Genomic DNA, 19652 nt, shown 5'->3' on the forward strand with positions numbered 1-19652 from the left:
GGCCGGGCAGGCGTGAGTTCCGAGGGGTTGGCGTAGATGACGGTAGTTCAGTTCCAGGGCAAGGGCACGACGAAGGGAACGGTTGTTCCCAAGGGCGGCCTAGTCGCCGCGCTCGACATTGGTTCCACCAAGATCAGCTGCCTCATCGCCGAAGCCGTTCCCGCCAAGCACCGCACCGCGGACTCCGACGACAAATATACACTCAAGGTTCTCGGTACCGGCTATCAGCTCTCACGTGGCATCCGTGGCGGATCCATCGTCAATATGGACGAGGCCGAGCGCGCCATTCGCCTCACGGTTGATGCGGCCGAGCGGATGGCACAGCGGACCATCAGCGAAATCTACGTGAACGTGTCGGGCGGTCGCCCGCTGTCGCAGCGCTATATCGGTTCGGTTCCCACCCAGATGGGCCAGGTCTCGCAGCGCGACATGGATCGTGCGCTCGATGCGGCCCTCGACCAGGTCGACCCCGGTCGCAGGTCCATCATGCACATCACGCCGCTGCAATATCACCTTGACGATGCGAGCGGAATCAAGCAACCCGTTGGCCTGTTCGGCGACAACCTGGCACTCGACCTGAGCGTCGTCACCGTCGAGGCGCCTCATCTCAAAAACCTGATCATGGCCGTCGAGCGCGCGCACCTGACTGTCGCGGGCTTCGTGATTGCGCCCTATGCCGCGGCCCGCGCCGTGCTGGCGGAGGATGAGAAGTCGCTGGGTGTCACCGTCGTCGACATGGGCGGCTCCACCACGTCATTCGCGGTGTTCCACGAGAACCATCTGGTGATGGCCGACGTGCTGCCGATTGGCGGCCAGCACATCACCAATGACATTGCCCGCGGCCTTTCCACCACCATTGCCCATGCAGAGCGCATGAAGACACTGTGGGGCTCGGCTCTCTCCAGCACTGTCGACGAGCGCGAGATGATCTCGGTGCCGCTGCTGGGCGAGCGTGGCGTGGACACGGTGCAGCAGGTTCCGAAGTCGATGCTCACCGGCATCATCCGCCCGCGCCTCGAGGAGACATTCGAGATGCTGCGGAATCGCCTCGACGGTTCCGGCCTTGGCCATTTCGGCGGCTGCCGCATGGTGATCACCGGCGGTGCCAGTCAATTGAACGGCGTGCAGGAAGTGGCCAGCCAGTGGACCGGACGTCAGGTTCGGATGGGTTTCCCGGCCCATGTGCCGGGCATGCCCGAGAGCGCTCACGCCCCGGCCTTCTCGGTCTGCGCCGGGCTCCTCAACTATGCGCTGAAGCCCGACGCGCACTACGAGCTCCCCAAGCACAAGGCAAAGCAGGTGGAGCGCGCACAGCAGAACTACGTGACCCGCGTCGGTCGCTGGATCGCCGAGAGTTTCTGATCTCCCATCACGTCTTGAAGACCCTAACCGGAGAGTTTTCCGGGGAGACGCGGCTGTCATCATGACGCCAATCAACACTTTAGCTGTTTTAAAGCAAGGCTTTGGACTGTGAAGTGAAGGGTTTTCATGAAAAGTGTGGCAGACTGGCTCACCGGATATGGTGCGGCCACTCATGGCCATGAAGCCGCGATCGCGTGGTCATTGAGGGGAAAGTCGGTCGAGCACCGTTCCGACCTCATGCATGTTCGCCATGATGGCGTGGCAACCGGGAAAGCGTTGTCGTGGGCTGATTTGCACAGGACGCCGTGAGGCCCTATATGCGTGGCCTCAATGTTCGCGCTTGAAATCCTGCTGGTCCTTACCTTGGTGGCCCTGAATGGCGTCCTTGCCATGTCGGAGCTGGCTATCGTCTCCTCCCGCGCCGGGCGGCTCAGGTCCATGCGTGACCGTGGCGTCAAGGGTGCGCGCGCGGCGCTTGCCCTGGCCGAGAACCCGGGTCGCTTTCTCTCCACCGTACAGGTCGGCATCAGCCTCGTCGGCATTCTGGCTGGCGCGTTCTCCGGGGCAGCGTTGGGCGACCGGCTGGCCGTCATGCTGGCGGATCTTGGCATGCCGCAGAAATATGCCGGCCCCGTTGGCTTCACCATCGTCGTCACCATCATCACCTATATTTCGGTCATCATCGGCGAGCTGGTGCCGAAGCAACTGGCGCTGAAGCATCCGGAGGCCATCGCCTGCCGCGTCGCCTATCCCATGGACGTGCTGTCGCGTATCGCAGGGCCTTTCGTCTGGCTGTTGGATGGCTCTGGCAAGGCGCTGATCCGACTGCTGGGCCTCAAGGAGTCAAGCGAGGCTGGCGTCACCGACGAGGAAATCAAGTCGCTGATCGAGGAGGCCGAGTCGGCGGGCGTTATCGAGAGTGGCGAGCGTGACATGATCGCCGGCGTGATGCGTCTGGGCGACCGCCCGGTGCGCGCCCTGATGACGCCGATGACGGACATCGACATGATCGCCATCGACGACGACCTGGCCGATCTGCGCAAGAAGATCGTCGCCACGCCGCACTCGCGCATCCCCGTCCATGGCGAGGACCCGGAAGAGGTGATTGGCATCGTCGTCATCAAGGACGTCGCCGATGCGCTGCTCGAGCGGCGCAAGCTCGAGATCGACAAGCTGGTGCAGAAGGTGCCGGTGATTCCCGAATCAATGCCGGCACTTGAGGCGATGGAACTGTTCCGCGGTTCGTCCATTCACGTGGCCTTTGTGCAGGATGAATATGGTCGCACGCTCGGCCTTGTCACAGCAGCGGACCTGCTGAGCGCCATTGCCGGGAGCCTTGAACCGGTGGGCGAGGGGGATGAACGGGCGGTGCAGCGCGACGATGGCTCATGGTTGCTTCCCGGCGACATGGCCGTCGATGAAATGGCGGAACTCATTGGTTTTGTTCTGCCGCCCAAGCGCCGCTACGAGACGGTAGCGGGCCTCGTGATCGATGCCATCAAGCACCTGCCGGCACTCGGCCAGACCGTGAAGATGGGCAGCTGGCGGTTCGAGGTTGTGGACCTAGACGGGAGGCGGGTGGACAAGGTGCTGGCCAGCCGAGCCCCGGAAACGCACCGCCCGGCCCGCCGGGTCAGCGCAGGCTAAACCGGGCGTTACCCCGGCGGTCCATTGCTGGGCATATTTTGAGACCGGAAAGGCCAATGGTTAGCGCGTATTAACCATTTGTTATGGATTTGGTAAGAAATAGGTAAGTGGGCAAATCAATTCCGGGCGCCACGCAAAATGACCATTAATCTCACCGTTCCGAACCTTTCCGATCTCAAGCCCCGCATCGCCGTTTTCGGCGTCGGAGGTGCCGGCGGCAACGCCGTCAACAACATGATCGAGAGCCGGTTGGAGGGGGTCGAGTTCGTCGTCGCCAACACCGATGCGCAGGCCCTGATGCAGAACGCCGCGCAGCGCCGCATTCAAATGGGTACAGCCCTGACGCAGGGGTTGGGTGCCGGATCTCAGCCGCAGATCGGTGCCGCCGCTGCCGAGGAGGCGTTGCCCGAAATCCTCGACCATCTCGCAGGCGCCCACATGGCCTTCATCACCGCCGGCATGGGCGGTGGCACCGGTACGGGTGCTGCTCCCGTCATCGCGCGGGCGGCGAAAGAGCAGGGAATCCTGACAGTCGGTGTCGTCACCAAGCCGTTCCAGTTTGAGGGCGTCCGTCGCCAGCAGACGGCGGAGCGCGGCATCGAGCAACTTGCCAAGCACGTCGACACACTGATCGTCATTCCCAACCAGAACCTCTTCCGCGTCGCCAACGAGAAGACCACCTTCGCAGCGGCCTTCGCCATGGCTGACCAGGTGCTCTACTCCGGCGTCGCCTCGATCACCGAGCTGATGACCAAGGAAGGCCTCATCAACCTCGACTTCGCTGACGTCCGGGCGATCATGAGTGAGATGGGCCGCGCCATGATGGGCACCGGCGAGGCTTCGGGCGACAAGCGCGCCATCGAGGCAGCCGAAGCCGCCATTTCTAACCCGCTTCTCGATGACGTGTCGATGCGCGGCGCCCGCGGTCTGCTGATCTCCATCACTGGCGGCCCGGACCTGACGCTTTACGAAGTCGACGAAGCGGCCACCCGCATCCGCGAAGAAGTGGATCCTGAGGCCAACATCATCCTGGGTGCCACCTTCGATGAATCGCTGGAAGGCATCATGCGCGTGTCGGTGGTTGCCACCGGTCTCGCTGCCGAAGCGCTCAAGGGCGGCAAGTCCGTCACCGAAGTTGAAGAAGTTCCTGAGAAGCCCTCCGTCTTCGGCTGGAATGGCAAGGGGCAGGCTGTTCCCACGAAGAAGCCGCTTCCGGCCGCCGCTGCGGCGCCCGTGTCTGCTCCCACCGTTGCCCGCGTGGCGGCGCCTGCGCCATTATTGCATCCCGCTGTAGCCCCCGCGCCCATCGCGCGCATCGAGGAAGACCATGCCGTGGTGGCACCGCCGATCCCGGCCGCCGTCATTCCGGAGCGCACACCCGCTCCGTCTGCTGTCCGCGTGCGCATGCCCGCCATCGACGATTTCCCGCCGCAGGTGAAGAAGCAGATCGAGGCTCAGCAAACCCGCATTGAGACCATCGCCAACCATGCCGAGAAGAAGAAGCCCGGCCTGTTCCAGCGCCTGGCCTCGGTCGGTCTCGGCCGCAAGGACGATCCGCCGGCAGCTCCTGCACAGCGTGAGCCGTCGATCGCCATGCAGTCCGCGCCGCAGCGCCCGCCCATGCCGGTTCGCACCCATTCCCCGGCTCCCCAGACGCAGCATCACGAGCAGCACCTCGACGATGACCAGCTGGAGATTCCCGCCTTCCTGCGCCGCCAGGCCAACTGATTGATCTAGCAAGAGAATAGCCTGAGCCCGGCGGGTCACACTTCCGCCGGGTTTGGTGCTTTTAACGCATCATTGCTTGGCGTCCGGCACGCCATCGGTTTATGTGTCGGTTCGCGGGTGCAGGTGGGGTTTTCGGTGCAGGTTTCGAGACGGATTTCGCAGGGCATTGCAGCGGCGGCAGTCGCAGTGCTGCTGTCTGGCTGCGCGACCAGCCTGATGGACGGTATCTGGGGCGATGATTCAAGCTCGTCCGCTGCAGGGTCCTCCTCCGCTGCGCTGGCGCCCAACTTGGGCCAGGCATCGGACAGTGCCGAGGTCGCCAAGCTCTACAATGCAGCGCTCGCCGACCTCAACGACAATTCGCTGAAGTCGGCGCTGAAGCAGTTCGGCGAAGTCGAACGGCAGTACCCCTATTCAAGCTATGCCACGCAGGCCATCCTGATGCAGGCCTATATCGGCTACAAGCTTGGCAAATGGGACGATGCGATCAACGCCGCCAACCGCTACATCACGTTGCATCCCGGCGGCAAGGATGTCGGCTACGCCTATTATCTCGCAGCCGTTTGCAATTACGACCAGATCGCCAACACCAAGCACGACCAGTCATCCACCAAGAAGGCGCTCGACGCGCTTCAGGAAGTCGCCCAGCGCTTCCCCGGCACATCCTATGCTGCGGATGCCGAAAAGAAGGTGCTTGTGGCGCGTGACCACCTCGCCGGCAAGGAGATGGAGGTTGGTCGCTACTACTACCGGCAGGGCGCCTATCTGGCCGGTATCAACCGCTTCAAGACCGTGGTCACCGAATACCGCAACACCAGCCAGACCCCGGAAGCGCTGTACCGCCTGACCGAAGGCTACATGGCGCTGGGCGTGGTTTCCGAGGCCCAGACGGCAGCCGCCGTCCTTGGCACCAACTATCCGCAGTCGACCTGGTACAAGGATGCCTACCAGCTGGTGTCCAATGACGGCGTGATGCCCGAGGCCAACAAGGAATCCTGGATTTCGCGGGCCTTCGACGCGGTGAATCCACTGTAATTCGACTGTCGCGCCGGGCCCCGACTCCGCTATAAATGCGGACCATGCTGACCGCTCTCTCCATTCGTGACATCGTCCTGATCGAGAAGCTCGACATCGCTCTCGACAAGGGGCTGACCGTGCTCACCGGCGAAACCGGTGCCGGCAAGTCCATCCTGCTCGACGCGCTGGGCCTGGCGCTTGGCGCACGCGGCGACAGTTCTCTGGTGCGCACGGGTGCCGAGCGCGGCGTGGTGACGGCCGCCTTCGCCCTGCCGCGCAACCACCCCGCCTTTGCGATCCTGAAGGAGCAGGGGGTGGACGCAGACGGTGAACTGGTCATCCGCCGCATCCAGAATGCCGATGGCCCAAGCCGGGCCGCCATAAACGACCAGCCGGTGAGCCTGAACCTGCTGCGCCAGATTGCCTTGGCGCTGGCCGAGATCCACGGCCAGCATGCCGACCGCGCACTTGTCGACGTCTCAGCCCACCGCCGCCTTCTCGATGCCTTCGGCGGCCATGAAGCGGAGGTGAGTGACGTTGCGGTGCTGTGGGCGAAATCATCCGTGGCCGAGGAGGCTCTGAACGAACATCGCGCGCTGATGGAGCGGGCGGAGGCCGAGCGTGACTATCTCGAACACGCAGCCGAGGAACTCCGCGCGCTGAACCCGATTCCCGGCGAGGAGGCGATGCTCGCCGAAGCTCGCCAGATGATGATGTCCTCCGAGCAATATGCCGAGGCCCTGACTGATGCCGAGGAGGCGCTGGCAGGTGACGGCACATCGGTCGCGCGCCTCAATGCGGCACTGCGCAAGCTCGAACGCCGCCGTGAGAGCGCAGGTGGTCGTCTCGACCATGTGTGCCAGGCGCTCGACCGCGTGCTGACCGAAGTGAGCGAGGCGGAGCGCGCCATTGCAGAGGCGCAACGTGCCTTCGTCTTCGATCCGAAGGAGCTGGAGAAATCCGAGGAGCGGCTTTTTGCGCTGCGAGCCGCGGCGCGCAAGTTCAAGTGTACGGTTGATACGCTCGCTGGTGTGCGTGAGCGCTTCGACGATGAGCTGAAAGCGCTGACCGATGGTGGCGGCCGCCTGCGGAAACTCGAACAGGAATTCAAGGCGGCGCGCGAAGCCTTCGATGCCGCTGCCGAGAAGCTCTCCAACAAGCGTCGCAAGACGGCGAAGGCCCTCGACAAGGCGGTGATGGCTGAACTTCCGCCGTTGAAGCTGGAACGGGCCCGTTTCGAGGCCTCCATCGAAACTGATGCGGGAAGGCCCGGCCCGCAGGGCATCGACCGCATCGAATTCATGGTGGCCGCCAACCCCGGCACGCCGCTGGCGCCACTGATGAAGGTGGCCTCGGGCGGCGAGTTGGCACGCTTCATGTTGGCGCTGAAGGTCATCCTCGCTTCGAAGGGTTCGGCGCCCACGCTGGTCTTCGACGAGATCGACACCGGCGTCGGCGGCGCGGTGGCCGATGCCATTGGCGCGCGGCTTTCGCGGCTGGCCGAGAACCTTCAGGTGCTGGCCGTGACGCATAGCCCGCAGGTCGCCGCGCGCGCCTCGCAACACATGCTGATTTCCAAGATGGAAGAAGTGGCTTCGAAGCGCATGGTCACGCGCGTCCAGCCACTCTCGGACAAGAGCCGTCGAGAAGAGGTGGCGCGCATGCTGTCGGGTGCCAAGGTCACCGAGGCCGCCCGCGCCCAGGCTGACGAGCTGCTGGGGGCCAAGGGATAACCTATGCCGAAGAAGACTCCCACACCCGTCGAGGACCTGACGCTCCTCGAGGCATCCGCCGAATTGGCCGCACTTGCCACCGAGATCACGAAGCACGACCGTGCCTATCACGAGCAGGACGCGCCGCTGATCTCCGATGCTGATTATGACGCACTGCGCCTGCGCAACGAGGCCATCGAGGCGCGGTTTCCTGACCTGATCCGCGAGGATTCTCCTGCGCGCCGCGTGGGTGCCGGTGCTGCGGAGAGGTTCGGCAAGGTGCGACATGCGGTTCCCATGCTGTCGCTCTCCAATGGTTTCTCGGAGGAGGATGCACGAGATTTCGTGGGGCGGATCCGCCGCTTTCTCGACTTGCCCGAGGGAGAGGAGGTGGCGATCACTGCCGAGCCGAAGATCGACGGACTGTCCATCTCGCTTCGCTACGAGAATCGCAAGCTCGTGCAGGCGGCAACCCGCGGCGATGGCTATGAGGGCGAGAACGTCACGGCCAACGTGATGACCATTGCTGATGTTCCGAAGCGACTGCACGCGTCAGCTCCGGAACTGATCGAGATCCGTGGCGAGATCTACATGAGCCACAAGGATTTCGCGGCGCTCAACGAAAGGCAGGCGGCGGCAAACGACAAGGCCTTCGCCAACCCGCGCAACGCCGCTGCAGGCTCGCTGCGGCAGTTGGATGCATCGATCACCGCGTCGCGTGCGCTGAAGTTCTTCGCCTATGCCTGGGGCGAGGCGCCTGAACTTCCGGCCAAGACCCAGATGGGCGTCATTGAGGCCTTCAGGAGCTGGGGCCTGCCGACCAATCCGCTGACGAAGCTCTGTACCTCGGTCGAAGAGCTGCTTGCACAGTATCACCTGATCGAGTCTGAGCGCGCTGATCTCGGTTATGACATTGACGGCGTCGTCTACAAGGTGAACCGCCTTGACTGGCAGCACCGGCTGGGGTTCGTCTCGCGATCCCCGCGCTGGGGCCTTGCCCACAAGTTCTCCGCCGAGAAGGCGATGACGATACTGGAGAAGATCGACATCCAGGTGGGCCGCACCGGCGCGCTTACCCCGGTGGCGCGGCTGAAGCCTGTGACCGTCGGTGGCGTCGTCGTCACCAACGCCACGCTCCACAACGAGGATGAGATCGCACGCAAGGACGTCCGCGAGGGCGATACGGTCACCGTGCAGCGCGCCGGCGACGTGATCCCGCAGATCTTGGGCTTCGTGCCCGAGAAGCGCCCGGCCGATGCCGAGCCCTATCACTTCCCGCAGGAATGCCCCGTCTGCCACTCGCATGCCGTGCGAGAGGAACGCGCGTCCGGCAAGGTTGATGCCGTGCGCCGCTGCACCGGCGGCCTCATCTGTGCCGCGCAACGCGTCGAACGGTTGAAGCACTTCGCTTCCCGCAATGCCTTCGATATCGAGGGGCTGGGCGACAAGATCATCGAGGAATTCTATGCCGACGGGCTCATCGCCTGGCCGCATGACGTGTTCACGCTGGAAGAACGCGACAAGAAGGATCTCAAACGCCTCAAGAACCGAGAAGGCTGGGGTGAGGCGAGCGTTCGCAAGCTATTCGACGCGATCGATGCCCGCCGCACCATCGCCCTTGACCGCTTCATCTTTGCGCTCGGCATTCGCCACGTGGGTGAAACGACAGCCCGCGCGCTGGCCCGCGCCTATGGCACGGCGGACCATTTCCGCGAACAGATGATCGCCGCGGGCTCCATGGAGGGTGATGCCTGGAGCGAACTCAATGCCATCGACGGCATCGGTGAGGTTGTCGCGGAGGCTCTGGTTCAGTTCTTCGGCGAGCCGCACAACAGGGACGTGGTGGACGAATTGCTGAAGCACGTCACCGTTACCGAACTTGAAGCGCGCAGCACAACCTCGCCCGTTGCCGGCAAGACCGTGGTCTTCACCGGCGCGCTGGAGCGCATGACGCGCGAGGAGGCCAAGGCCATGGCGGAGCGGCTGGGCGCCAAGGTAGCAGGCAGCGTGTCCAAAAAGACCGATCTGCTCGTCGCGGGTCCCGGCGCGGGCTCCAAGCTCAAGGATGCCGAAAAACATGGCGTCGAGGTGATCGATGAGAACACCTGGTTCGAGCGGGTGGGCGAATTGTGAGTTCGGCGAAACGTGACTTCCTGACCGGCGCGGCCGAGGTGGCGCCGGTGGTTGTGGCCTACATTCCCATCGGACTGCTGTGGGGCACGCTTGCTGCCGCCAAGGGACTCTCGCCACTTGAGGCGTTGATGATGAGCGTCATCGTCTTCGCCGGCTCTGCCCAGTTCGTGGCGGTGGACATGTGGCGCGATCCCATTCCTGTGCTGTTGCTCACCTTCACCGTGCTGATCGTCAATGTGCGTCACGTGCTGATGTCGGCCTCGCTGTCGCGCCACATCGACGCCATCCCGCGCGCATTGCACCCGATCGTCGCCTATTTCCTGACGGATGAAAGCTGGGCACTGGCCGAGCGCCGCGCGCTGCAGGAGCCGCTGACGCTCGCCTTCTACCTCGGCGTCTCCCTGCCGCTGGCAGCGACATGGTGGATTGCCACCGGCACCGGCGCCATGCTGGGCCGTGCGCTGGGCGATCCTTCTGCAATCGGCCTCGACTTCGCATTCTCGGCGATGTTCATCGCCATACTCATGGGCTTCTGGAAAGGGCCGGGCACGGCGGGCGTTCTGGCGGCGAGTGGTGCAGTGGCGGCCGGCACGCACCTCGCATTCGATGGTCCATGGTACATCGTGGCAGGTGGCCTCGCGGGCGCGCTCTATGCCTATGTCACGTGGCGCGCGGGGGAAGAGCCATGAGCAGCACCGCGCTCCTCGCCATTGTCGGGATGGGTGTTGCGACTTATCTCACCCGTCTCTCGGGCTTCTACCTGCTGCGCGACCTCAACCTCTCCGGCCCGATGAAGGCCGCACTCGATGCGCTGCCACCGGCAGTGCTGATGGCCGTGATCGCACCGGTGATCCTGACCACGGGCTTGGCGGAGTCGATCGCCGCCGCCATCACGGCCGCCGTCGCGTTCTTCCGCCTGCCACTGACGGTGACCATCATCGTCGGGATCGTCAGCGTGGTGGTCCTGCGAGCGGCACTTAACTGACCGCTAAAGCGGCGCGCAGGCCTTCGTCAGCCACACCAGCTTGTCGCCCTCCAGATGGTCACCCACCTCCTTCAGCACCCGCGCGTGATAGGCGTCGAGCCACTGGCATTCTTCCTTTGAGAGCAACGCCACATTGATCAGCCGCCGGTCGATCGGCGCCAGCGTCAGTGTTTCGAAGCCGAGCATGGGACGCTCGCCGCCGGTGACGGGTTTCGCCTCATGCACCATCACGAGGTTCTCGATGCGGATGCCATAGTCGCCCTGCTTGTAAAAGCCCGGCTCGTTGGAGAGGATCATGCCGGGTTCCAAAGGCGTGCGGTCCGACTTGTTGATGCGCGCCGGGCCTTCATGCACCGAGAGATAGGCGCCCACGCCATGACCGGTTCCGTGGTCGAAGTCGAGGCCGGCATTCCACAGGTGCTGGCGCGCGAGTATGTCGAGCTGCGAACCTGTGGTGCCCTTCGGGAAGCGCGCCATGCTGAGGCCGATCATGCCCTTCAGCACGCGGGTGAAGCGGTCCTTCATCTCGGGGCTGGGCGTGCCGACGATGACCGTGCGGGTGATGTCCGTCGTGCCGTCGATATATTGCGCGCCTGAATCGATGAGGAAAATCTCGTTGCGGCCGAGCTTGCGGTTTGACTCCTCCGTCGCGTGGTAGTGCGGGATCGCCGCATGCGGGCCAGAGGCAGGGATGGTCTCGAATGACAAGTCCTTCAATTCGTCGGTTTCGGCGCGGAAGGCCTCGAGCTTCGCCGCCACGTCGAGTTCGGTGAGGTCACCCCTCGGCGCCTCACCCTCCAGCCAGTGGAGGAAGCGGCTCACGGCTACGCCGTCGCGCTTCTGCGCGGCCCGCGCGCCCTCCTGTTCCGTCGCGTTCTTGCGCGCCTTGGGCAGCGACACCGGGTCGGCGCCCGTCACCACAGTGGCCTTGGCCTTCACCAGCAGCTCGCGGATGCGCTCCGGCGTCCAGGCGGGGTCGATCAGCACGCGGGTCCGGGCCTTGCCGAGCGCCTTCAGCGCCGCGCCGATGTCCTTGGGCTCATGCGTGGTGGCGATGGCCCTGAGATGCTGCTTCACCTCCTCGGTAAGCTTCTGCCGCGCAATAAAGACCTGCGCCTTGCCCTTGGCGGGCAGGATCGCATAGGCCGCCACCACCGGCGTGTGCGGCACGTCGAAGCCGCGCAGGTTGAACAGCCACGACACCGAGTCCGGCTGTGTCAGCACCACCGCGTCGACATTCGCGAGACCCGCGCGCAGGTCCTTGATCTTCTCCGCCGCCGTCTTGCCCGCAAACTGCGTGGGCTGGGTAGCGAGTTCAGCGGAAGGACGCGGCGGCTGGTCCTTCCATACCGCGTCAATGGGATTGCTGTCGACGGCCACGAAGCTCGCGCCAACGCTTGCGCAGGCCTCGTGGAAGCGCTTCGCCTGGTCGGCGGTCACGAGCCACGGGTCAAAGCCCAGGCGATCACCCTTCTTCAGGTTCTTGGCTATCCATTGGGCAGGCGGCTCCTCCATCAGGTGGAAGGGCGCAAATATCTTCTCGTCCACTTGCTGACGTACCTGGATCACGTAGCGCCCGTCTACGAAGATCGCCGCCTTCTTCAGCGTCACGATGGCAATGCCGGCACTGCCGCGGAAATTGGTGAGCCAGAGCAACCGCTCGGCATAGGCGGGCACATATTCGCCCTGGAATTCATCGGCACGGGGGACGAAGAAACCTGTGAGCTTCTGCCGCTTCAGTTCGGCGCGTAGCAGGGCGACGCGAGTCTTGTGGGTGTCAGTCATGACCAAAACTTAGCCTGCGTTCCTCGCGTCGTGCAACGCCTACATCCTGAGGCCAATACGGCCTTCGACCTTCGGGGCCACCGTCTTCTGCGCGGTGATGTAAGCCATCACATCGTTTGCCATAAGCCTGCCGTCGCGGGCGCCGAGCAGGGAAGTTCCGGCTTCAAGCGCCGTGTAGCCGTCACCGCCGCCGGCCATGTAGTCGTTGGTGGCGAGCGTGTAGGTGGCCGCGGGGTCAAGGGGTTTGCCGGCGATCATCACGTTGTCGACGCGCTGACCCACGGGCCGCATGAGGTCTGCGGTGAAGCTGAGGCCGGAAACCTGCGGGAAGCGGCCGGCGGCATTGGCAACGTCGCTGACGCCGTTCTCCAGGGCAGCCTTGATCATGTCGCCGGTCACGGTGAGCTTGACGGTGCGGTTGCCGAAGGGAAGCTCGGACAGGATGTCACGCCGCGTGAGCTGCGTGCCTGCCGGATATTGCTTGTTGCCGCGGATTCCACCACCGTTGACGATGGCGATGTCGGCCTGCGTCTGGGCGCGGAGCGCGTCGGCAACGAGGTTGCCAATGGCCGCCTCCTGCGTTCGCAGGATGGCCTTGCGGCTGTCGAGTGGCTCCGAGCTGGTGCCGATGACGACACTGAGGTCTTCATCCAGTTCCTTCTTGTAGGCGTCGATGCGGGCCTGGGTCTCGGGATCGGGTGTCACCTCCGCCGTGTCGATCACCCGGAAGTCTGGCCACCAGGTGACGCTGCGCTTTCCATCCTTCTCGGTGACATCCGCTCTCACGTCGATGGCGGTGACGTAGTTGGCCTCGGTCATTGATTCCGCCAGCACGGTGTGGCCGTCGTAGAGCAGGGCGAGGTCATGGTCGTCACCCGACAGGATGATGTCGAAGACACCGCTTTCGTAGAGCCTGAGATCAAGCTCCCGCTTGGCATGGGCGACGGCGACGATCAGGTCCGCACCTGCAGCCTTCAGCTCCTTTGCCTTGGCCAGCGCGGTCTCGAAGGTGGGGGCGAAGACGAGGTTGTCGCCGGGCCCCGACTTTACCGGACTATCGTCCGCCGTGAGGCCTACGATGCCAACCTTCAGTCCAGCGAAGTCACGGATCTCGGAATCCTTGAAGCCTTGCAGCGGTTGGTCGTTCCGGTCACGCATGTTGGCGGCGAAGAGCGGGAACTTCGCCTCGCTCATCCGTTTGCGGAACACCTGCTCGCCGAAGTCGAATTCATGATTGCCGGGGGTAAAGATGTCGGGGGGCGCCAAGTTGGTGAGGGCGATCGTGTGTTCGCCCTGGTCGAGGCCCGAGAGCAGGGCGGGCGAGATCAAGTCGCCGGCATGGGCGTAGATCACGTTGCCACCCTTGGCGCGCTCGGCCTTCACAACGGCGTTCAAGCGGGCGAATCCGCCGCGGCCCGTGTCATTCTCCATATTGTAGATATCGTTGGTCAGCAGAAAGGTGAGGTTCACCGTCTCGGCGCTGGCCGGTGTGAGGAAGGTTGCCGTTGCGAGCAGGGTGGCCAGCAGAATGGTGCGGCGAAGGTGCATGGAGCTCTCCCTAAATCCGGGTTCAGAACTTACCCGAAAATTGGCTTCGATCCAGCCTGGCAGATCGTGCAAACAAACACCTGCAATTGATCTTGCACCTGAGAATGAACTACGACATAAATTCCTTTATCGAAAACTGGGCCGGAAGATTGGCCGCTTCGCTTCCCCGCTGGGCCGCGCACGCAAGACTCCTCCAATTCTCGACCAGTGTCCTGGCGCGCCTCATCGGATCACGTCAGGGCTGAGGACAACCCAATGTAAGGAAGACGCCCATGGATACGGGTACTGTGAAGTGGTTCAACGAGCAGAAGGGCTATGGCTTCATTCAGCCCGACAACGGCCAGAAGGACATTTTCGTGCACATCTCCGCCGTTGAGCGCGCCGGTCTTCGCACCCTCAATGAAGGCCAGAAGGTCTCATTCGAGGTGGTGACGGACAAGCGCACGGGTCGCGCTTCAGCCGGCAATCTCGTCGCCGCCTGAACCGGTTTCCAGATTTCAAGCTTCATGCCCGGCCGAGAGGCCGGGCATTTTCGTTTCCGTCGCGCCCAGCGAGTGATATTGCAATGCAGCATGAAGTGTTCTCGGTTCATGCGTTGAAAGCATGTAAATTGCCTAAAAACGACACTCTTTAGCGCAAACGAGACTGGTTAACGGACATTAAGTTCTTGAGCCGAAATAAGTCACTTACTGCAATAAAACCGACGTAATCCAACTCTAGAACAGCGGCGTAGACGGATGCATTCGGGGAAGCTTGAGCGACATTCACGTCATATGTTTTACGCATGACTGAACCGCAAAGCTGCATCTGGTTTGTGCTGCAACTGCTCTCTATATGAGCAACCAACAGTGCAATGCACAATCAACCCTCGAAAAATCGCCGACGGCCCAAATGGCCCGGATTTTGAGAGATGAGCAGGAGAATGACGATGACCACGATCACCTACGGCCGCGAGACGGTCCGCAACGAAGGCTACAACATGGGTTCCGGTCTGTTCGGCCGGGTCAAGACCTACCTGGCCCGCAGGCGCGCTGAGCGCCAGCTGGCCCAGCTCGATGACCGGCTTCTGGCCGACATCGGAATGAAGCGTTCGGAAATTTCCAAGATGGTCTGGGGCGCCTAAGCGCCTCAGCAATCGAACTCCCAGCCGGCTCCTCTGGAGCCAGCTACAAGCAAGCGCCCGGGTGTCCTCCCGCCCGGGCACTTTTGCTTTTGCGCGCGGGTGAACACGAGGGTGGCCCAGTTGCCGCGCGTGATGCGCCCGGCAAGGACCAGGTCGCGTGACTCATAAGTCGCCTCGATCCAGCGCATCTGCTCCAGCGTCAGGCCGGAGAGAATGAGGTCGCCCCCGGGAGCCAGCGCCCGCGCGAGGCCCGTCGAGAGTGCCACAAGCGGCCGCGCCAGGATGTTTGCGAAGATCAGGTCATAGCGGCCGCCACCTGCGATGCGCGGGTGGCTGAGGCCGGCGGCAACGAAGCTGCCGATCAGCGGCTTCACCCCGTTCAGCGCGGCATTGGCGACCGTCACCTTCACGGCTTCCGGGTCGATGTCGCTGGCCAAGGCGGGGCGCCCGGTGGCCTTGGCGGCGGCAATGGCCAGCACGCCGGTGCCGCAGCCCACGTCGAGGATGTTTGAAGGCATTCGCCGCTTCAGGATGCGGTCGAGGGCCAGCAGACAGCCTTCCGTGGTGCCGTGGTGGCCGGTGCCGAAAGCGGTGCCGGCATCAATCTCAAGTGCAATGCCGCCCGGCCGACGGCGGTGCCTGTCATGCGAGCCGTGCAGGAAGAAGCGCCCGGCGGTGACGGGGGCAAGTCCTTCCAGCGACTGCCGCACCCAGTCCTGCTGCGGCATGGGGGCAATGAGGCCGTCCTTCAGCTCATCCAGGGTCTTGGCGTCCTCCGCCTCGTCCGCGCTGGCGAAATAGAGTGCCACTTCCCATAGCCTTTTCACCTCGTCTGTCTCGTTGATGGTGATGGCCATCGGGTCGATGCGGAAATTCTCCTCTAGGGAAGAAGCGAGGACGTTCGCGGCATCGTGGGAAAGCGCGGGCAGGGTGAGCGTGAAACGGGCTTCGGTCATGGAGGCCGTTTGGGCCGAAAAGGATGCGCGGGTCAAGCCCGCGCATGATGATGCCTCATCATGACCGGGCGCGACCTGGCCATCAACGTCAGGTCAGTGGAACGATCTTGATCTCCACGCGCCGGTTCTGGGCGCGGCCCTCGGGCGTGGTGTTGCTGGCGATGGGATCGTTCTGGCCCATGCCGATCACCTGGAAGCGCTGTGGGTTATTGCCTTGCGCCACGAGATAGTCCGCCACCGATCCGGCACGCGCCTCGGAGAGGCGCTGGTTGTGCTGCGGCGAGCCCGTCGAGTCGGTATGGCCGGTCACGTCGATGAGCGTCTGGTTGAATTCGCGCAGTACGATCGCTACCGAATTCAGCGTGTCGTAGAACTGCGGTTTCACCGCCGACTGGTCGGTGTCGAAGGTGATGTTGGAGGGCATGTTGAGGATGATGTCGTCGCCCACGCGGGTGATGGAGACGCCGGTGCCCTGCAGCCTGGCCCGCAGCTTCGATTCCTGATTGTCCATGTAGAGGCCGACGCCGCCACCGGCGAGTGCGCCGAGCCCCGCGCCAATCAGCATCGACTTGCGGGTTGAGGCCGATGTCGTCTTGCCGATGACGAGGCCCGTGGCGGTGCCCAGCAGGGCGCCTGCCGTGGCGCCCACGGCGGTGTTCGAGATCTTCTGCTCACCCGTGTAAGGATCGGTGGAACAGCCGGCGAGAAATGTGGCCGCGATTGCCACGAGCCCGAATTTGCGAAGCATGTTTTCCCCACTGCAACACATCGCCAATCGCCTGTCGGTATGGCGGCAATGAGTCAAAAGAAAGATTTTATTCGGCCGCCTCGAGGTCCTCGTCCTCCACGAGGAAGCCGCCCGACTGGCGCTGCCACAGCGAGGCATAGAGCCCGCCCTTCTCGAGGAGCTGGCGATGCGTGCCGTCCTCGACGATGACGCCCTTGTCCATGATGACGAGGCGGTCCATCGCCGCGATGGTGGACAGGCGATGCGCGACGGCGATCACGGTCTTTCCCTCCATGAGCGCGTAGAGATTTTCCTGGATCGCCTGCTCGACCTCGGAGTCGAGGGCACTCGTCGCCTCGTCGAGCACCAGGATCGGGGCGTTCTTCAAGAGCACCCGGGCAACGGCAATGCGCTGGCGCTGGCCGCCTGAAAGCTTGACGCCGCGCTCGCCCACATGCGCCTCGTAGCCGCGCCGGCCCTTGGGGTCCATCAGCGAGGCGATGAACTCGTCGGCATGGGCCTTGCGCGCCGCCGCCTCCACCTCCGCCATGCTTGCATCGGGCATGCCGTAGCGGATGTTGTCGATCACCGAACGGTGCAGCAGGGACGTGTCCTGTGTCACGACGCCGATTGACGCGCGCAGCGAATCCTGCGCCACTTGCGAAATGTCCTGCCCGTCGATCAGGATGCGGCCCTTCTCGATGTCGTAGAAGCGCAGCAGCAGGTTGGTCAGCGTCGACTTTCCCGCACCCGAGCGCCCGACGAGGCCCACCTTCTCGCCCGGCGCGATGGACAACGTCAGCTGATCGAGCACCGGCCTGTCACGCCCGCTCAGCGGCTTGCCATAGTTGAAGGTCACGTGATCGAACAGGATCGCGCCGTCCTTCACGACGAGCGGCTTGGCGTCCGGCACGTCCTTGATGGAGCGGTCGCGGGCGATGGTCTCGATGCCGTCCTGGATGACGCCGACGCTCTCGAACAGCCCGGCCACTTCCCAGATGATCCACTGCGACATGGCCTTCAGGCGCAGCGTGAGGCCCACCGCGAAGGCGATGGCGCCCGTTGAAATCGAGCCAGCGTGCCACAGCCAGATCGCCATTGCCGACATGGTGAAGATCAGCACGCCCGACAGCACCTGCAGCGCCGTCGTCATCAGCGTCGACATGCGCATCGAGTCGTTCACCGACTTCAGCATCCAGTCCATGCCTTCGCGGGCATAGCCGTCCTCGCGGTCGGTGTGGGCGAAGAGCTTGACGGTGGGGATGTTGGTGTAGCTGTCCACCACGCGGCCGGTCACCAGCGAGCGCATTTCGGCTTGCACTTGGGAAAGCTTGCCGAGCTTCGGCACGAAGTACCAGCAGGCAACGGCATAGCCCGCCAGCCAGATCAGCAGCGGAATCATCAGCCAGCGGTCGGCGGTGGCGACAAGGATCAGCGCGCCGAGGAAGTAGACGATCACATAGACCAGCACCTCGGTGAACTTCATGACCGCGTCGCGCACGCCGAGTGCGGTCTGCATCACCTTGGTGGCCACGCGCCCCGCGAAATCGTTGGTGAAGAAGTCCATCGACTGGCGCAGCACGTAGCGGTGCGCCACCCAGCGGATGCGCATGGCATAGTTGCCGCGCAGGCCCTGGTGCGCCACGGCCTCGGAGAAGAAGTTGAGGATGGGCAGCAGGATCAGGGCAAGGGCGCCCATGCCCAGCAGCTGCATGCCGTGGTCCTGCCAGAAAGTTGCGCGGTTGGCGGCCGTCAGCACGTCAACGAGCTTGCCGAGGAACGCGAAAAGATAGACCTCGATGAGGGCGATGATGGCGGAGAGCAGGGTGGAGACCAGCAGCAGCGGCCAGAACGGCTTGGTGTAATGCCAGCAGAACGCGAGGAAACCCTCCGGCGGCATTTCCGGCTGCTCGGACGGGAAGGGGTCAACCAGCGACTCGAGCCAGGTGAAGAAACGGTCGATCAACGAAATACTCCGGGGCGCGCGCGGACGGCAGGAAGCGCGCCAAGACTGCCTGATTCAATGTGAAGTCCCTTATAAACCCGGGAATTCGGGCCGGAAAGGGGCGGGGAGCCCTGCCAGCCCCTTGCCACCTTTGCGATATCGGCATGAAAGCCCGGTCGGCTCTCGTGTTATTGAGGCGCCATGTCGTCCTCCCGGCTGATCCCCCTCATCATCGCCTCCGCGCTGTTCATGGAGAACATGGATTCGACGGTGATCGCCACTTCGCTGCCGGCTATCGCCAAGTCGCTGGGAACCGACCCGATCGTCCTGAAGTTGGCCTTCACCACCTATCTGCTCAGCCTCACCGTCTTCATCCCGGTCAGCGGCTGGCTGGCGGACCGTTTCGGCTCGCGTAACGTGTTCCGGGTGGCGATTGCGGTGTTCACGCTCGGCTCGCTGGCCTGCGGCATGGCCAATTCGCTAGGCGGCCTCGTGGCAGCCCGGGCGCTGCAGGGCGTGGGCGGGGCCATGATGGTGCCGGTGGGCCGCATCATCCTGCTGCGCACCGTGCCCAAGGCGGAACTGGTCGATGCCTTGGCCTGGCTCACCATTCCCGCCCTCATCGGCCCGCTGGTCGGGCCACCGGTCGGCGGCTTCATCACCGACACGGTGGGCTGGCGCTGGGTGTTCTGGATGAACCTGCCCTTCGGCATCCTCGCCTTCGTGCTGGCCACCGTGCTGATGCCGGACACCCATGTCGACAAGGTGCCCAAGCTCGACACGGTGGGCTTCCTGCTCTCCGGCCTCGGCCTGTCCTCCTTCATCTTTGGCCTCACCGTCATGGGGCGTGACCTGCTGCCCGGCTGGACGCCCACGCTGCTGGTGCTGTTCGGCGCGGTGATGACGGGCCTCTACGTCCGCCATGCGCGGCGTACCGAGCATCCCATCCTCGATCTGTCGCTGCTCAGGATCGAAACCTTCCGG

Annotated in this window: 16 protein-coding genes; 11 read left to right on the forward strand and 5 right to left on the reverse strand. The window is 63.8% G+C overall.

What is annotated here, in order from left to right; translation table 11 throughout:
- The first annotated feature begins 36 nt into the window (after positions 1–36).
- The 8 genes from ftsA to WCJ41_RS06945 all read left to right on the forward strand — a co-directional run bounded on the left by ftsA (position 37) and on the right by WCJ41_RS06945 (position 10584).
- The gene (gene ftsA / locus WCJ41_RS06910) at positions 37–1362 is read left to right on the forward strand and encodes a cell division protein FtsA (protein ID WP_336905110.1); all 1326 of its coding nucleotides are present in this window, start codon (positions 37–39) and stop codon (positions 1360–1362) included.
- A gap of 330 nt (positions 1363–1692) precedes the next feature.
- The gene (locus WCJ41_RS06915; RefSeq protein ID WP_336905111.1) at positions 1693–3009 is read left to right on the forward strand and encodes a hemolysin family protein; all 1317 of its coding nucleotides are present in this window, start codon (positions 1693–1695) and stop codon (positions 3007–3009) included.
- 138 nt (positions 3010–3147) lie between these two features.
- A complete protein-coding gene (gene ftsZ, locus WCJ41_RS06920) occupies positions 3148–4737 on the forward strand; it encodes a cell division protein FtsZ (protein ID WP_336905112.1) in 1590 nt (529 codons plus the stop codon).
- A gap of 135 nt (positions 4738–4872) precedes the next feature.
- Positions 4873–5772 (forward strand): outer membrane protein assembly factor BamD, encoded by a 900-nt coding sequence (locus tag WCJ41_RS06925; protein WP_336905113.1) that lies wholly within the window; start codon positions 4873–4875, stop codon positions 5770–5772.
- Positions 5773–5816: 44 nt separating this feature from the next.
- Positions 5817–7487, forward strand: coding sequence for a DNA repair protein RecN (gene recN, locus WCJ41_RS06930; protein WP_336905114.1), 1671 nt, complete (start codon positions 5817–5819; stop codon positions 7485–7487).
- Between the two features lie 3 nt (positions 7488–7490).
- Positions 7491–9599 carry an NAD-dependent DNA ligase LigA gene (ligA, locus tag WCJ41_RS06935; protein ID WP_336905115.1) on the forward strand — a complete coding sequence of 703 codons (2109 nt, stop codon included), beginning with the start codon at positions 7491–7493 and terminating at the stop codon, positions 9597–9599.
- Positions 9596–10288, forward strand: a complete 693-nt coding sequence (locus WCJ41_RS06940; protein WP_336905116.1) for an AzlC family ABC transporter permease — start codon at positions 9596–9598, stop codon at positions 10286–10288. Before ligA ends, WCJ41_RS06940 begins: the two co-directional genes overlap by 4 nt.
- The gene (locus tag WCJ41_RS06945; RefSeq protein WP_336905117.1) at positions 10285–10584 is read left to right on the forward strand and encodes an AzlD domain-containing protein; all 300 of its coding nucleotides are present in this window, start codon (positions 10285–10287) and stop codon (positions 10582–10584) included. Before WCJ41_RS06940 ends, WCJ41_RS06945 begins: the two co-directional genes overlap by 4 nt.
- 3 nt (positions 10585–10587) lie before the next feature.
- Here WCJ41_RS06945 and WCJ41_RS06950 read toward each other — a convergent pair whose 3' ends face one another.
- A complete protein-coding gene (locus WCJ41_RS06950) occupies positions 10588–12369 on the reverse strand; it encodes an aminopeptidase P family protein (RefSeq protein ID WP_336905118.1) in 1782 nt (593 codons plus the stop codon).
- Between the two features lie 39 nt (positions 12370–12408).
- Positions 12409–13917, reverse strand: coding sequence for a bifunctional UDP-sugar hydrolase/5'-nucleotidase (locus WCJ41_RS06955; RefSeq protein ID WP_336905119.1), 1509 nt, complete (start codon positions 13915–13917; stop codon positions 12409–12411).
- Positions 13918–14189: 272 nt separating this feature from the next.
- Between WCJ41_RS06955 and WCJ41_RS06960 the strand changes: the two genes are divergently transcribed.
- Positions 14190–14399: a cold-shock protein gene (locus tag WCJ41_RS06960; RefSeq protein WP_336905120.1), complete on the forward strand. Its 210-nt coding sequence runs from the start codon at positions 14190–14192 to the stop codon at positions 14397–14399.
- A gap of 497 nt (positions 14400–14896) precedes the next feature.
- Positions 14897–15040 (forward strand): DUF1127 domain-containing protein, encoded by a 144-nt coding sequence (locus tag WCJ41_RS06965; RefSeq protein WP_336905124.1) that lies wholly within the window; start codon positions 14897–14899, stop codon positions 15038–15040.
- 5 nt (positions 15041–15045) lie between these two features.
- Here WCJ41_RS06965 and WCJ41_RS06970 read toward each other — a convergent pair whose 3' ends face one another.
- The 3 genes from WCJ41_RS06970 to WCJ41_RS06980 form a co-directional block, all read right to left on the reverse strand.
- Positions 15046–15996, reverse strand: a complete 951-nt coding sequence (locus WCJ41_RS06970; RefSeq protein WP_336905121.1) for a 50S ribosomal protein L11 methyltransferase — start codon at positions 15994–15996, stop codon at positions 15046–15048.
- An 88-nt stretch (positions 15997–16084) separates the two neighbouring features.
- A complete protein-coding gene (locus WCJ41_RS06975; protein WP_336905122.1) occupies positions 16085–16744 on the reverse strand; it encodes an OmpA family protein in 660 nt (219 codons plus the stop codon).
- Positions 16745–16811: 67 nt separating this feature from the next.
- A complete protein-coding gene (locus tag WCJ41_RS06980) occupies positions 16812–18623 on the reverse strand; it encodes an ABC transporter ATP-binding protein (protein ID WP_336905125.1) in 1812 nt (603 codons plus the stop codon).
- 246 nt (positions 18624–18869) lie between these two features.
- On the opposite strand from WCJ41_RS06980, the gene WCJ41_RS06985 reads away from it, so the two are divergent.
- Positions 18870–19652: MFS transporter (locus tag WCJ41_RS06985; RefSeq protein ID WP_336905123.1), on the forward strand; the 783-nt coding region annotated here is incomplete at its 3' end.

This window comes from Aestuariivirga sp. (assembly GCF_037139295.1).
Lineage (GTDB): Bacteria > Pseudomonadota > Alphaproteobacteria > Rhizobiales > Aestuariivirgaceae > Aestuariivirga.

Coding starts and splice junctions, on each gene's coding strand:
- ftsA (WP_336905110.1), top strand. CDS start 37: ATGACGGTAGTTCAGTTCCAGGGCAAGGGCACGACGAAGGGAACGGTT.
- WCJ41_RS06915 (WP_336905111.1), top strand. CDS start 1,693: ATGTTCGCGCTTGAAATCCTGCTGGTCCTTACCTTGGTGGCCCTGAAT.
- ftsZ (WP_336905112.1), top strand. CDS start 3,148: ATGACCATTAATCTCACCGTTCCGAACCTTTCCGATCTCAAGCCCCGC.
- recN (WP_336905114.1), top strand. CDS start 5,817: ATGCTGACCGCTCTCTCCATTCGTGACATCGTCCTGATCGAGAAGCTC.
- ligA (WP_336905115.1), top strand. CDS start 7,491: ATGCCGAAGAAGACTCCCACACCCGTCGAGGACCTGACGCTCCTCGAG.
- WCJ41_RS06945 (WP_336905117.1), top strand. CDS start 10,285: ATGAGCAGCACCGCGCTCCTCGCCATTGTCGGGATGGGTGTTGCGACT.
- WCJ41_RS06950 (WP_336905118.1), bottom strand. CDS start 12,369: ATGACTGACACCCACAAGACTCGCGTCGCCCTGCTACGCGCCGAACTG.
- WCJ41_RS06955 (WP_336905119.1), bottom strand. CDS start 13,917: ATGCACCTTCGCCGCACCATTCTGCTGGCCACCCTGCTCGCAACGGCA.
- WCJ41_RS06960 (WP_336905120.1), top strand. CDS start 14,190: ATGGATACGGGTACTGTGAAGTGGTTCAACGAGCAGAAGGGCTATGGC.
- WCJ41_RS06965 (WP_336905124.1), top strand. CDS start 14,897: ATGGGTTCCGGTCTGTTCGGCCGGGTCAAGACCTACCTGGCCCGCAGG.
- WCJ41_RS06970 (WP_336905121.1), bottom strand. CDS start 15,996: ATGACCGAAGCCCGTTTCACGCTCACCCTGCCCGCGCTTTCCCACGAT.
- WCJ41_RS06975 (WP_336905122.1), bottom strand. CDS start 16,744: ATGCTTCGCAAATTCGGGCTCGTGGCAATCGCGGCCACATTTCTCGCC.
- WCJ41_RS06980 (WP_336905125.1), bottom strand. CDS start 18,623: ATGCCGCCGGAGGGTTTCCTCGCGTTCTGCTGGCATTACACCAAGCCG.